Here is a 14,352-nt window from a genome sequence, read left to right on the forward strand (position 1 = left end):
TGTTGATAGTTTGACTGCGGGTATGTGCGGTGTAAATATTGGTGTCCCAGTTCCAAGAGAGCCTTTTGGTTTTGGAGGGTGGAAGGATTCTAAGTTTGGCGTATCAGATATTACAGGTTCACAGCCAATAGATTTTTGGACGCAGACTAAAAAGATTACAACTAAGTGGAATGCTAAACATAAAAAAGATTGGATGAGTTAATATGTTTAATAATTGAATTCTTGTTTATAAAATTTATACGATAGTTTTGGAGTAAAAATGAGTATTAGAGAAGAGGTAAGACAAAGTAATGTGGACCACAATGTTTTCACTTGGATTAAACAAGGTGGCTTAGATCCAATTTGCATAGAAAAAGGAGAAGGATCTTTTATTTATGATTATGATGGTAAAAAAATTCTTGATTTTACTGCGGGATTAATTAGTGTGAATCTTGGCCATGGAAATGAAGTTGTTATTGAGGCTGTGAATGAGCAAATGAAAAGAATCGCTTTTCCTGCACCAGTACATGCAACTAAAGTATAGTTAATCCGATAGTTATTTGACAATAATGTTATAATATTTAGAAAAAATGTCATCATATAGCCAAGATTTCAGAGATATCGTAATAACTAAATATAAAGAAGGCCTAACAGACAAAGAGCTAAGTAATTTTTTTAATATAGATATCCGTACTACTAGATCTTGGATAAACTTATACGAGACAACTGGTGATTATAAATCTAAGCAAGGCTTGGGTTGCGGTAGAGTAGCAACCTTTACAGATAAGGAAGCGATAGAAAGCTACTTAAGAACATATCCAGATGCAATGGCTTTAGATATTAGAGAAGCATTAGCTCCTGAAATACCTAGAAGCACATTTTATGATTGTCTTACCAGACTTGGTTTTAGTTTTAAAAAAAGACACCTAAATATAAGCAAAGAAAAGAACAAGATAGGCAAAGTTTTATAGAGGTTGTTGAGACTATTGAACCTAACAAACTTGTATATTTAGATGAAATGGGTATGGATAATAAACAGTCTGTACTAAGAGGATGGTCTCTTGTTGGTAAACCTAGCTATGGTGAAGTTATTGCTTATCAAACTCAGAGAAAAAGTATAGTTGCTGGTTATAACTATTTAGAAAAGAAGATTATAGCACCGCTAGAGTATACTGGATATACAGATACTCAAATTCTTAATCAGTGGTTTGAAGAGCATTTATGTCCTGAGTTAATTCCAAAGACTACTGTTGTTATGGATAATGCTAGTTTTCATAAGTCTCCTAAATTGGCTAAAATAGCAGAGAAGTTTGATATACAGATACTATACCTTCCTGCTTATTCTCCTGATTTAAATCCTATAGAAAAAATTTGGGCCAATTTTAAAAGAATTTTAAGAAAAGTAAATAATTCTTTTGATAATTTATCTGATGCTATTACTCACGTCTTTAGCACAATATTATCAGATTAACTATAAAAGGGGATTTAGCCAAAAAATTAGCTGAATTATTGCCAGGAGATTTAAATAAAGCGTATTTTACATTGTGTGGTGCTAGTGCAAATGAGGCTGCTATAAAAGCGGCTAGAGCATATACGGGTAAACAAAAAATACTCACAAGATATAGATCATTTCACGGTGGTAGTTATGCAACTATGACTTTAGGAGGAGATCCTAGGAAAATACCTCATGATTCTGATGGTATACCAGGTGTTGTGCATTTTGAAATACCTTCTACTTATGATGGGATCTATAATGACAACCCTGAAAAACAAACTAAAGAAGCTTTGAAGCATCTAGAAAGAGTTATCAATTATGAAGCAGCAGAAAATATTGCTGCAATAATGTTAGAGGGAGTTAGTGGTACTTCTGGTTGCTATTTATATCCAGAGGGCTATATGGAAGGTGTAAAAGCTCTTTGTGATAAATATGACTTGTTACTTATTATAGATGAAGTTATGAGTGGTTTTTGCCGTACGGGAAAATGGTTTGGTTTTATGAATTATGATATTCAGCCTGACATAGTGACGATGGCAAAGGGTATCACATCTTCATATCTTCCATTAGGTTGTGCGATGTTTTCAGATAAAATTATGGCAAAGTTTGAGGATACTCCATTTGTGTTGGGAGCTACATATAGTGGACATCCTGTGTCATGTGCTGCAGGGTTAGCTACAATTAGTGAGTATGAAAGATTAAACATACTTGATAATGTTAATAATATGGCTGCATATTTTAATGAAAGAGTTGAGAGCTTAAAAGCTAAGCATAAGTGTATTGGTGACTATAGATCAAAAGGCTTGCTAGGTTGTTTTGAGCTTGTTAAAAATAAAGAAACAAAAGAGTTATTGATTCCTTATAATGCAAAAGATGTAAATATTACGATTAGGATTGCTGCTAAATTTAAGGAATTGGGTTTGCATTCGTTTGTGCGATGGAATCATATATTTGTAGGTCCTCCACTTACAATTTCTAAACAGGAGTTGGATATTGCGATCAATGCATTAGATAAAGTGTTTACCATGGTAGATAGTTATTGTGATTAAGGTTAATATGATTGCTGTTGCAGCCAATCACTGAAAAGTTTTACTATTTTGGTATGATTCTTATTCTTCTTTAATATAATGCGATGATTCCTTGTCATTAATAAATCTTCTACTTCAAGAATACTATATAGCCTATTAACTTCAAAATTATTGATACAGTTTTCAGACATGATGGCTAAATGATCGCTATTGGCTATGTAATTTTTGACAGATTCTATGCTTGGGAGTATGAAAAGCTTTTTCATAATGTTGGTGTTTTCTTTTATAACTTCGCCATAGGTATTAAAAACAACATCATTTAAAGAGATGTCGCCATCTTTGTTGAACTCACCTATCCAGTTTTGCATCACCTTTGAGTTTTCATTAAATTTTTTGATTGTAATATCTCTCGATGAGAGTGAATCATCATATTGAGCCCATGGATAATCAAAAATATCATCAACAGTTATATTATTTTTAGTTGCAAGTTTATGTTTTATCGAACAAATAACTTTTAAGTTAGCTTTTTTGATAATTATTTCTATTGTATTTAATTTGTGAAAAGCAATTCTACCTTCGACAAAACCAATATCGCAAGTTTCTTTTTCTATGTTTTCAAAAGCATTTTCCAAATTGCTGCTAATTAGACTGATATTTATTTTTGGATATTCCTTATTAAACTTAGCAATAAGTTCGGGAAGGATGTAGTTTGCCATAATTGCATTAGCAGCTATAGTTAAGTTTCCATGTAGTGAATGACTGGGGATGTTAAATAACTCAAACTCTTCTGCTCTTTCTAATATATCTAGAGCTTTTATAAAAAGTAGTTGTCCATCTCCATTGAGGCTTAGTTTTTTCTTTCGTCTATCAAAAAGAGTTACGCCAAGGTTCTTTTCTAGTTGCGAAATACTAATGCTAGCAGCTGACTGGGAGATGAAACTTTTATTTGCACCTTGGCTTATCGATTGTGTTTTTGCAACCTCAACAAAAACACGAAGTTGTTTCAGAGTAATTTTCATTATGCACATAGTTATAATCTATTTAATAGAGGTTATATATAATATTGATGAATGAATCAAGGATTTACGTGATTGTATGTTTTAGATGAGGTTTCAGGAGTTTTATTTTATGTTGAGGTTATTGTGTTATGATTTTGCTAGTTTAAATTAATTTTTAGTTTCCTGAATAGTAATTCAAAATGTAAAAGAGGTGTTTTACAAAAAAAAGCTAAAAAACCCAAAAAAGTTCAATAAAGTGCTTGCAATTTGGAAGGGTGATGCGTATTATATGTCTTCACCGGTTGGGAGTGATCCAAACGGTTGAGAAGCCAAGGTTTCGGAAGATATTTAATAGATATGTTATATACAAACACTTTGTTAATGAATTTGAGTATCAGTAGTTAGAGTCAGAAATTAGATTAAACTGAAGAGTTTGATCCTGGCTCAGATTGAACGCTGGTGGTATGCTTAACACATGCAAGTCGAACGGTAACAGGAAGAGCTTGCTCTTTGCTGACGAGTGGCGGACGGGTGAGTAACGCGTAGGAATCTACCCATTTGAGGGGGATACCAGTTGGAAACGACTGTTAATACCGCATAATATCTGTGGATTAAAGGTGGCCTTTGTGCTGCCGCAGATGGATGAGCCTGCGTTAGATTAGCTTGTTGGTGGGGTAAGAGCCTACCAAGGCCGCGATCTATAGCTGATTTGAGAGGATGATCAGCCACATTGGAACTGAGACACGGTCCAAACTCCTACGGGAGGCAGCAGTGGGGAATATTGGACAATGGGCGAAAGCCTGATCCAGCAATACCATGTGTGTGAAGAAGGCTCTAGGGTTGTAAAGCACTTTAGTTGGGGAGGAAAGCTTGTGAGTTAATAGCTCATGGGAAGGACGTTACCCAAAGAATAAGGACCGGCTAACTCCGTGCCAGCAGCCGCGGTAATACGGGGGGTCCGAGCGTTAATCGGAATTACTGGGCGTAAAGGGTCTGTAGGTGGTTTGTTAAGTCAGATGTGAAAGCCCAGGGCTCAACCTTGGAACTGCATTTGATACTGGCAAACTAGAGTATAGTAGAGGAATGGGGAATTTCTGGTGTAGCGGTGAAATGCGTAGAGATCAGAAGGAACACCAATGGCGAAGGCAACATTCTGGACTAATACTGACACTGAGGGACGAAAGCGTGGGGATCAAACAGGATTAGATACCCTGGTAGTCCACGCTGTAAACGATGAGTACTAGCTGTTGGATTCGGTGTAAAGGATCTAGTGGCGTAGCTAACGCGTTAAGTACTCCGCCTGGGGACTACGGCCGCAAGGCTAAAACTCAAAGGAATTGACGGGGACCCGCACAAGCGGTGGAGCATGTGGTTTAATTCGATGCAACGCGAAGAACCTTACCTGGTCTTGACATCCTGCGAACTTTCTAGAGATAGATTGGTGCCTTCGGGAACGCAGTGACAGGTGCTGCACGGCTGTCGTCAGCTCGTGTTGTGAAATGTTGGGTTAAGTCCCGCAACGAGCGCAACCCCTATTGATAGTTACCATCATTAAGTTGGGTACTCTATTGAGACTGCCGCTGACAAGGCGGAGGAAGGTGGGGACGACGTCAAGTCATCATGGCCCTTACGACCAGGGCTACACACGTGCTACAATGGGTATTACAGAGGGCTGCGAAATAGCGATATGGAGCGAAACTCAGAAAGGTACTCTTAGTCCGGATTGCAGTCTGCAACTCGACTGCATGAAGTCGGAATCGCTAGTAATCGCAGGTCAGAATACTGCGGTGAATACGTTCCCGGGTCTTGTACACACCGCCCGTCACACCATGGGAGTGGGTTGCTCCAGAAGTAGATAGCTTAACGAATGGGCGTTTACCACGGAGTGATTCATGACTGGGGTGAAGTCGTAACAAGGTAGCCGTAGGGGAACCTGCGGCTGGATCACCTCCTTAAAGGAAATACGAAAAAATAGAAATAAGCTTTAGCTATTGATTCAGAGGATTTGACTTAGTGTTTGTAGATAATATATTTTAGTGTAAATAAGATAACGGGTCTGTAGCTCAGTTGGTTAGAGCGCACCCCTGATAAGGGTGAGGTCGGTAGTTCGAGTCTACTCAGACCCACCAGAATTTTGGGGCCATAGCTCAGCTGGGAGAGCACCTGCTTTGCACGCAGGGGGTCAGCGGTTCGATCCCGCTTGGCTCCACCATTATTTTATTTGCATGATAATAGAGATATTTAACAATTTAGTATAGAAATAGACTTAAGAGAATAAGTGCAAGCGGTGAATGCCTTGGCATTCAGAGGCGATGAAGGACGTGTTAATCTGCGATAAGCTTCGGTTAGGTGGTAAATGACCTATGATCCGGAGATTTCCGAATGGGGGAACCCAACTAGGACAACCTAGTTACTCACTCGTCATAGAGTGTAGAGCGAACGAGGGGAACTGAAACATCTAAGTACCCTTAGGAAGAGAAATCAATTGAGATTCCCATAGTAGCGGCGAGCGAAGTGGGAAGAGCCTGGTATGATTTAGCATGATATATAGTAGAACAAGTTGGGAAGCTTGACGATAGAGGGTGATAGTCCCGTATACGAAATATACCATGTGGAACTAAGCATACGAACAAGTAGGACGGGGCACGAGAAACCTTGTCTGAATATGGGGGGACCATCCTCCAAGGCTAAATACTACTGAATGACCGATAGTGAACTAGTACCGTGAGGGAAAGGTGAAAAGAACCCTTATAAAGGGAGTGAAATAGAATCTGAAACCGCTTGCATACAAGCAGTAGGAGCATGTGTAGACATGTGACTGCGTACCTTTTGTATAATGGGTCAGCGAGTTACTTTTAGTGGCGAGGATAACTGAATAAGGGATCCGTAGCGAAAGCGAGTCTTAATAGGGCGTATAGTCGCTAGGAGTAGACCCGAAACCGGCGCGATCTATCCATGGCCAGGTTGAAGGTTAGGTAATACTAACTGGAGGACCGAACCCAATAATGTTGCAAAATTATGGGATGAGCTGTGGATCGGAGTGAAAGGCTAATCAAGCACGGAGATAGCTGGTTCTCCCCGAAAACTATTTAGGTAGTGCCTCGTGTATAACTGATTGGGGTAAAGCACTGTTTCGACGATGGGGGTTTTACGACCTTACTGACTCGATGCAAACTCAGAATACGATCAAGTTCAATCACGGGAGACACACTGCGGGTGCTAAGGTCCGTAGTGGAAAGGGAAACAGCCCAGACCGCCAACTAAGGTCCCCAAGTCATAGCTAAGTGGGAAACGAAGTGGGAAGGCCCAGACAGCCAGGAGGTTGGCTTAGAAGCAGCCATCCTTTAAAGAAAGCGTAATAGCTCACTGGTCGAGTCGGCCTGCACGTAAGATTTAACGGGGCTAAGCTATGCACCGAAGTTGCGGATATGTAGATAATATATATGGTAGGGGAGCGTTCTGTAAGCCGATGAAGGTGAATTGAGAAGTTTGCTGGAGGTATCAGAAGTGCGAATGCTGACATGAGTAACGTAAAATAAGTGAGATTCTTATTGGCCGAAAACCTAAGGATTCCTACGCAATGTTAATCAACGTAGGGTAAGCCGGCCCCTAAGGCGTAGCTGAAGAGTGAAGTCGATGGGAAACAGGTTAATATTCCTGTGCCGCTTATATGAACGAAGGAGGGACGGAGAAGGTTAGGTAGGCCTGGCGAATGGTTGTCCAGGTAAAAGTATGTAGGTAGAGATGCTAGGCAAATCCGGCATCTTGTTGATCTGAGGTACGAGACGAAGTCAAACTTGTTTGACGAAGCTATTGATACCAAGCTTCCAGGAAAAGCTTCTAAGTATATTGTATAAGCGACCGTACTCTAAACCGACACTGGTGGGTAAGTAGAGAATACTAAGGCTATGAGATAACTCTGGTGAAGGAACTAGGCAAAATGACACCGTAACTTTGGAAGAAGGTGTGCCCTTGATGGTGATGAGACTTGCTCTCTGAGCTGTTGGGGGTTGCAGATACCAGGTGGCTGCGACTGTTTATCAAAAACACAGCACTCTGCTAAATCGTAAGATGAAGTATAGGGTGTGACGCCTGCCCGGTGCTGGAAGGTTAATTGAAGGGGTTAGCGCAAGCGAAGCTCTGGATCGAAGCCCCAGTAAACGGCGGCCGTAACTATAACGGTCCTAAGGTAGCGAAATTCCTTGTCGGGTAAGTTCCGACCTGCACGAATGGCGTAACGACGGCCACACTGTCTCCACCAGAGACTCAGTGAAATTGAAATCGCAGTGAAGATGCTGTGTACCCGCGGTTAGACGGAAAGACCCCGTGAACCTTTACTACAGCTTTGCACTGGACTTTGAATATTTATGTGTAGGATAGGTGGGAGACTATGATACTTGGTCGCTAGATTAAGTGGAGTCGTCCTTGAAATACCACCCTTGAATATTTGAAGTTCTAACTCAGGAGAAATTCGAGGACAGTGTATGGTGGGTAGTTTGACTGGGGCGGTCTCCTCCTAAAGAGTAACGGAGGAGTACGAAGGTGCACTCGGCATGGTCGGAAATCATGCTAAGAGTATAAAGGCAAAAGTGCGCTTGACTGCGAGAGTGACGGCTCGAGCAGGTACGAAAGTAGGTCTTAGTGATCCGGTGGTCCTGTATGGAAAGGCCATCGCTCAACGGATAAAAGGTACTCCGGGGATAACAGGCTGATTCCTCCCAAGAGTTCATATCGACGGAGGAGTTTGGCACCTCGATGTCGGCTCATCACATCCTGGGGCTGAAGCAGGTCCCAAGGGTATGGCTGTTCGCCATTTAAAGTGGTACGCGAGCTGGGTTCAGAACGTCGTGAGACAGTTCGGTCCCTATCTGCCGTGGGCGTTAGAGATTTGAGAAGAGTTGCTCCTAGTACGAGAGGACCGGAGTGAACGAACCACTGGTGTTCCGGTTGTTTCGCCAGAAGCATTGCCGGGTAGCTACGTTCGGACGGGATAAACGCTGAAAGCATCTAAGCGTGAAGCCTCCTTCAAGATTAGATCTCTCTAGCTATAAGCTAGTAAGGAACGTTGGAGACTACGACGTTGATAGGCTGGGTGTGGAAGTACAGCAATGTATGAAGCTTACCAGTACTAATGATCCGAGAGACTTAAGTCTATTTCTATGCTGAATTGTTAAATATCTTTATGCCCAAAACATAGTTTTGGCGATGATAGCTTGTAGGAACCACCTGATCCCTTTCCGAACTCAGAAGTGAAACTATAACACGCCGATGATAGTCTGGCATTGCCCAGGTGAAAGTAGGTAGTCGCCATCTTTTTCGAATATTAAAGTCTCAACAACAAGAGCAACATATTAAAGCCCCAGTAGATATCCTCTACCGGGGCTTTTTGCGTTTAAAGGGATTTATACTTATAATCACATAGCTTTTTACTTATGTTTAGATACTATTTGCTTGTTGAAGTGTTTTAATTTATCAGATATATTTGAATAGGGTTCATACAAATATGGAGTGTATAGTTATGAGTGATTATGAAAGCATGGATGAATCAACGGCTAGTGATATTAAAAATATTATTGATGGTTTGAATAAGTACTGTGATTCAAACTATCTCGTTGAGCTGTATTCAACTTTATTATTAAAATTACAAGATTCTAAAGAAGGATTTCCTATCAATAGATTTGAGCATTCTTTACAGTCTGCTACGCTAGCACATAAAGATGGTAGAGAGTTGGATTATGTTATTTCTGCATTGTTACATGATGTTGGCGAGATATTTGATCCATTTAATCATGATCACATTATAGCAGAGCTTCTTAGAAACTATATTTCTGATAAATGTTATTTTATGCTAAAGTACCATTCTATTTTCCAAGGATATAACTTTTGGGATAAAATTGGTTTAAATAAAAATCTTAGAGATGAGTTTAAGGACAGTCCATATTATGATGATGCTGTAGAGTTTATAGCCAAATATGATGATAGAGCATTTAGTAAATCTTATAAAAATATGACTCTTGAAGAATTTAAGCCAATAATGAAAGATTTTTTTATGTTAAAACATAAAAAGAAACAGGTTTTCAATGTTGATAAGTAATATCTTACTCATGTTTTAAGGGTACTATTCCTGCTAAATAATTCAATTATAAAAACATAATTTTCTATCTATTAGAGTCAACTTAGTTAAGTTGTTTAGATTACTTTTGAACTAATTTTATTCTGTAGTCCTCTTAATGAATTTGTTTATCAATATAAGAAAATGATGTGTTTTACTCTTTCTATTTTTGAAATAAATAATTATAAATCTACTTATATATTTGATGCCGATCAGGTGATAGCCTTGTAGTTAAATTAAATAATAATAAAGTAAATTAATGGATAAAAATATTAATGAAACAGTTCAAAGAGAGAAGCTATCATATGTGTTACGCTTAATAGCTCATTATGGTTGGGATTCTCTTACAGATGGGCATACTTCACTAAAAATCAATAATGATGAAATATTAACAAATTCATACGGTAGATTATATTCACAATCTACCCCAGAATCATTAGTTAAAATCAAACTACATAAATCTGTTAGTGATTGTAGTGATGTTGATGTAGCTACAGCTATGACGCATAAAACATTGCATGAAGAAGTTCATACTGCAGGCTGTATTATTCATACGCATTCTAAGAATTTAGTTGCATTATCAATGATTGAAGAGAAATTTGATGTGTTTGATCAAATGTCTACGCAGTTTATGGATAATGTAGCATATCATCCATACACTGGAGCTTTTTTAGCTAAAGAGCATGTATTGCCACTTGCTGAAGCATTAAAAGAATCAGATATAATTATCCTACAAAATCATGGTGTTGTTGTTTCAGGAAAAACAATAGAGGAAACATTTATTAAATATATATATTTAGAAAATTATGTTGATTCATTACTTAAGGCATTGGCTGCTACAAAAAAAAGCTTAGTTAAACCAGTTAAAGAAATACAAAAATTAACAAAAGACCAGCTTCATAAATTGTTTAATAAAAATGTAAAAACTTGTGATAAATTACATACAAGGTATCAAGTTCAATTTGAAGCACTGATCTCTGCGTTTAAATCTGAATTAAAGACTAATAAAAGTCTTGTTTAAATGTTTTATTATTTAAAAAATAATAAATTGGATAAGCTTTATTATCGTTGTTATGAAAGGTTGCATTGTATAAAAAAGAAGGTTTGAACCGTTGAAAGGAATAATTATCAATGCTAGCAATATAAAAAAACCATATTTTTGAATACTATTATATTTATATGCTAGGGAGTTTGATAAAAATGCCGTTATAATTTTGCTTCCATCTAATGGAGGGATAGGCAGTAAATTAAGAACCATAAGTACTACATTGATCATAATACCGTAAATAGCCATAGCTTGTATGTATGGGTGTAAATCGATGTATTTTGCGACTAATGCCCATATGATTGCCATAATAAAGTTTGCCAGAGGTCCAGCCAGAGCAACTAAAGCAATATCTAAACGAGGTTTTTTAAGCTTACTATAATCAATAGGGACAGGTTTGGCCCAACCAAAAATAAAAGGGAAGCCAGCTGCTAACGATGAAAGTAACATGATTGCGGGGAAAATTATAGTCCCTATAAGATCTATGTGAGAAACTGGATTTAGAGTTACTCTACCAAGATTGTATGCTGTTTTATCTCCACGTATTTTTGCGATATATCCATGAGCGGCTTCATGTATTGTGATTGCAAATATTAATGGGATTCCTATCATCAAAATAGTTATTATAATGTGGTTTATATCCATTTATTTTTCTAGATTAATTAGTTTGATGTGGATGATTATAATCATTAAGACATCTGATATGAAGTTAAATAGTGTAAATAGTTTTATAAATAAAAAAAATTAAATCAAAGTAACGAGGTATTGTTTCTTATTATTCTATGTGGTATAAATAAAATGTAATCTAGTATAAAATTAATCTTACTAGATTTTAATGTAAAAATATAAGGAGAGATGTTATGAAGAAAATTATTGCGGTTATTTTGGTATCATGTGTACTGGCTTCATGTGTATCATCATTTCAGCCAGATCCTGATAAAAAAACACAACAAGAATCATAATAGGAGAGTTACGATGAAAAGAAATATTTTTAAAGTAATGGTGGTGATATTGTTTTCGATGACTTTGATGGCATGTACAGTTAAGCATGTTTGTCCAACGAAAAAAGATGCTAATGGAAATGAATATTTAGACAAAAATGCTTGTTCTCAAACAACTTATTTAGCAGGTATCATACCTTTAGGCTAAATTTTCTAACTTTTTTGGTATTTATATATCAATTATTATATTAATCTTATCATAATTTGTGATTTTAAATATTTTCTTTACAGGTAAATAAGATCTTTATATCATGCTTTATGACTATTTTATTAGGTCTTTTTTTAGGTAATTAAGATTTTCCTTACTGTTTTTCTATTAATTATTATTTAATTACTTATATATAAAATATTAGATATGTTTTCTTTAAAAGTTAAACGTAAGAATTTATATATAAATAGGATTTTAAAAGATGTAGTATGAATATTTCAAGGGTCAATTCAATTTAAAGGAGACTTATTATGGCAAATCAATATTCGGGAAATTTTGAGCAGATTGTTATGAACAAATTTAAGTGTTCTGCTAAAGAAATTTTATTAAAATGTCAAAAAGAAGGCTTAAGCTATCAGGATGCTGAAAAAGTTTTAGGCTTTAAGCATGTTACTATTAGGAAATGGGCTAAGAGGTTTGATATTAAGCTACCTGCTAGATTTAGAGTTACTGAAGGGGGAGTGGAAAATAATAAAGGTGTGGCCTATGTTAACGAGTGTAAATCAAGTAATGTGAATAAAAAAAATATATTTAGTCGTTGTTGGGTTAATATGAATCTTTATTCAACAATTAAAGCTAAATCTTGATTGACTTGTATTTTAGAGTATTCATTTTTAAATTTAAAATCTATATCTTTCTCAGGTGTTAGTACAATAATAGTTGAGCCAAAATTGAACCAACCTATGGTATCGCCTTTTTTGAAATTAATATCAAAATTTTTATTGTTATAATCCCAAGTTTGAATATCTTTATAATAATTGGGCGCAACTTTACCATGCCATGTTGTTTCTATGCCAGCAACTAAAAGTGCACCTACAAAAATCACTGCTACCTCACCAATTTTAGTGTCGAAATAACATATTAATCTTTCATTTTTAGCAAAAATATTATCAATTTTTGTAGTGGTAAGTTTATTAACAGAATAAAGTTTACCTGGAATATAAACCATCTTTGTTAGCTTACCATCTATTGGCATGTGTACTCGGTGGTAATCCTTTGGAGATAAATATATGGTTGCAAATTTTGCAAACTTTGTTAGCGAACTTTTTGCAATTAGAGCATCAAGTGAGAAGGCTTTATCTTTAGCTTGGATAAGAGTATTATTTTCGATGTTTCCAAATTTACTGAGAATGCCTTCAGCTGGTGATGAAATTATATTATTACTATTATTTAAAGGCCTAATTCCTTTTTTTAATTCCCTAGTAAAAAAAGCATTGAAAGAGGGGTAGTTTTCAATATTTTTTTCTTTAGCCTCATCGACGTTAATATTAAATTTTTTAATAGCTAATTTAATCAGGTAATTTTTAAGAGTTTTATTTTTTGATTCAGCAAGCCTACTTACCAAACGTGAAGCTGTATTATGAGGTAATAAATACTGTAATAATATGAATAAGCTATTTTTCATTATGATCTTTATATTTTACTGTGAAAGCCCGTATTATATAAGTATAGCACTGTGATATAATATTTAGTTAATTTAATTGGTTAGTTACATTATTAATTATGAAAAATATATCTAAATTGTTCATTATTTTGAGTCTTGGTTCTTTATTGCAAGATTGTTCTACAAACAGTGTAGATAATGATTTTTCATATGAAAGTTTAACAGACACAATAAGTGGTACTCCATTTAGAAATAGGAAATATGATTACGCTAGAGTAAAGGTTACAGAAAAGCCTCCATTAAAAATTCCTACAGGGCTTAATGGTCAAGAAATAAAGCCAGCTTTAAAGCTTCCTGAAGGTAGTGATAAATATGCTAAGTCACAGGTTAGGACAGCTAAAAAAGAAATGTTGCCACCAAACTATAATAATAAGTTTGATATGGCTAAAATAGTGAGTGATCAAATTTCTAAGGTTTCAATAAGTGTTGTGTATGATGATTCAGGAGCATTAAAGCTTGTGTTTAGAGAGCCTGTAGCAATTACAATTAATCTATTGGAAGCTTATTTTAAGAATCACCCAAAAAATTATACAATAACCTCTGAAAAAGATGAGGTTTTGTCGGGGCACTTAATAACAGTTAAAGATACTAAAAAAGGATTGATTTTTGTAATTAAGGCTCGTAAAGTAGATGAGCTTTCAAGTTTGGTTAAAATAAATGCGGTATTCACAAAGGATGGAGAAACTCAGGCTCCAAATCATACTGCCGAGTCAGTTAAATTGCTTAGTGAGATTCGTAAGGAATTAAACGGTACTAAACTTAAAAGTGATGAAAATCTTAAATTAATTAAGCAAGCACAAGCAAACCAGATGTTAGATGTAGGAGGAAGCTCAAGTCAGAAAAAACAATCTATGAGCGGTCTGCTTGGATCTAAGAAAAGTAGTTTTGGATTTGGCTCATATGATAGAACTATTGATAATGTTAAGCAGCAAGAAGCTACACAAACTAAATATCCTCAGCAAGATTATACTAAAATGACTGCCCCATCTGATGATAGTGTATATGATAGTGATGCCCAAGCTCAGATGGTAAATACATAGGT

Annotated in this window: 11 protein-coding genes, 2 tRNA genes, 3 rRNA genes and 1 pseudogene; 14 read left to right on the top strand and 3 right to left on the bottom strand. The window is 36.3% G+C overall.

Features of this window, described 5'->3' with window-relative positions; genetic code table 11:
- Positions 1-7: 7 nt before the first annotated feature.
- From ACR0PV_RS02225 to ACR0PV_RS02240, 4 genes and pseudogenes are all read left to right on the top strand, one after another.
- Positions 8-202 (top strand): annotated as a pseudogene (locus tag ACR0PV_RS02225) (methylmalonate-semialdehyde dehydrogenase (CoA acylating)); the annotation flags it as partial.
- 57 nt (positions 203-259) lie between these two features.
- Positions 260-523: an aminotransferase class III-fold pyridoxal phosphate-dependent enzyme gene (locus tag ACR0PV_RS02230; RefSeq protein ID WP_488173403.1), complete on the top strand. Its 264-nt coding sequence runs from the start codon at positions 260-262 to the stop codon at positions 521-523.
- Positions 524-569: 46 nt separating this feature from the next.
- A protein-coding gene (locus ACR0PV_RS02235; protein ID WP_488172178.1) for an IS630 family transposase occupies positions 570-1,450 on the top strand; the annotation gives its coding sequence in 2 pieces (ribosomal slippage) (positions 570-894 and positions 894-1,450; 882 coding nt in all).
- A 2-nt stretch (positions 1,451-1,452) separates the two neighbouring features.
- A complete protein-coding gene (locus tag ACR0PV_RS02240) occupies positions 1,453-2,523 on the top strand; it encodes an aminotransferase class III-fold pyridoxal phosphate-dependent enzyme (protein ID WP_488173940.1) in 1,071 nt (356 codons plus the stop codon).
- 2 nt (positions 2,524-2,525) lie between these two features.
- On the opposite strand, the gene ACR0PV_RS02245 is transcribed toward ACR0PV_RS02240, so the two are convergent.
- Positions 2,526-3,521: a LysR substrate-binding domain-containing protein gene (locus tag ACR0PV_RS02245; protein ID WP_488173404.1), complete on the bottom strand. Its 996-nt coding sequence runs from the start codon at positions 3,519-3,521 to the stop codon at positions 2,526-2,528.
- Between the two features lie 400 nt (positions 3,522-3,921).
- On the opposite strand from ACR0PV_RS02245, the gene ACR0PV_RS02250 reads away from it, so the two are divergent.
- The 7 genes from ACR0PV_RS02250 (at position 3,922) to ACR0PV_RS02280 (ending at position 10,633) form a co-directional block, all read left to right on the top strand.
- A 16S ribosomal RNA gene (locus ACR0PV_RS02250) occupies positions 3,922-5,455 on the top strand.
- A 97-nt stretch (positions 5,456-5,552) separates the two neighbouring features.
- Positions 5,553-5,629 (top strand) — tRNA-Ile (locus tag ACR0PV_RS02255).
- 7 nt (positions 5,630-5,636) lie between these two features.
- Positions 5,637-5,712, top strand: a tRNA-Ala gene (locus ACR0PV_RS02260).
- A 52-nt stretch (positions 5,713-5,764) separates the two neighbouring features.
- Positions 5,765-8,653 (top strand): 23S ribosomal RNA (locus ACR0PV_RS02265).
- Positions 8,654-8,698: 45 nt separating this feature from the next.
- Positions 8,699-8,813 (top strand): 5S ribosomal RNA (gene rrf, locus ACR0PV_RS02270).
- The 16S, 23S and 5S rRNA genes sit together here with 2 tRNA genes alongside, the layout of an rRNA operon.
- A gap of 205 nt (positions 8,814-9,018) precedes the next feature.
- Positions 9,019-9,594: an HD domain-containing protein gene (locus tag ACR0PV_RS02275; RefSeq protein ID WP_488173405.1), complete on the top strand. Its 576-nt coding sequence runs from the start codon at positions 9,019-9,021 to the stop codon at positions 9,592-9,594.
- 277 nt (positions 9,595-9,871) lie between these two features.
- On the top strand, positions 9,872-10,633 hold the full coding sequence (locus tag ACR0PV_RS02280) for a class II aldolase/adducin family protein (RefSeq protein WP_488173406.1): 762 nt from the start codon (positions 9,872-9,874) through the stop codon (positions 10,631-10,633).
- Positions 10,634-10,645: 12 nt separating this feature from the next.
- On the opposite strand, the gene ACR0PV_RS02285 is transcribed toward ACR0PV_RS02280, so the two are convergent.
- Positions 10,646-11,302 (bottom strand): site-2 protease family protein, encoded by a 657-nt coding sequence (locus tag ACR0PV_RS02285; protein WP_488173407.1) that lies wholly within the window; start codon positions 11,300-11,302, stop codon positions 10,646-10,648.
- Between the two features lie 330 nt (positions 11,303-11,632).
- On the opposite strand from ACR0PV_RS02285, the gene ACR0PV_RS02290 reads away from it, so the two are divergent.
- Positions 11,633-11,806 (top strand): hypothetical protein, encoded by a 174-nt coding sequence (locus ACR0PV_RS02290; protein WP_488173408.1) that lies wholly within the window; start codon positions 11,633-11,635, stop codon positions 11,804-11,806.
- A gap of 311 nt (positions 11,807-12,117) precedes the next feature.
- A complete protein-coding gene (gene fevR, locus ACR0PV_RS02295; protein ID WP_488173409.1) occupies positions 12,118-12,453 on the top strand; it encodes a transcriptional regulator FevR in 336 nt (111 codons plus the stop codon).
- Here the strand turns inward: fevR and asd are convergent.
- On the bottom strand, positions 12,426-13,271 hold the full coding sequence (gene asd, locus ACR0PV_RS02300; protein WP_488173410.1) for an archaetidylserine decarboxylase: 846 nt from the start codon (positions 13,269-13,271) through the stop codon (positions 12,426-12,428). The genes fevR and asd overlap by 28 nt on opposite strands.
- A gap of 98 nt (positions 13,272-13,369) precedes the next feature.
- Here asd and ACR0PV_RS02305 point away from each other — a divergent pair, with 98 nt between their 5' ends.
- Entirely contained in the window at positions 13,370-14,350 is a 981-nt protein-coding gene (locus tag ACR0PV_RS02305; protein WP_488173411.1) for a hypothetical protein, read from the top strand.
- Positions 14,351-14,352 lie beyond the last annotated feature (2 nt).

Source organism: Francisella sp. AG1 (genome assembly GCF_057683165.1).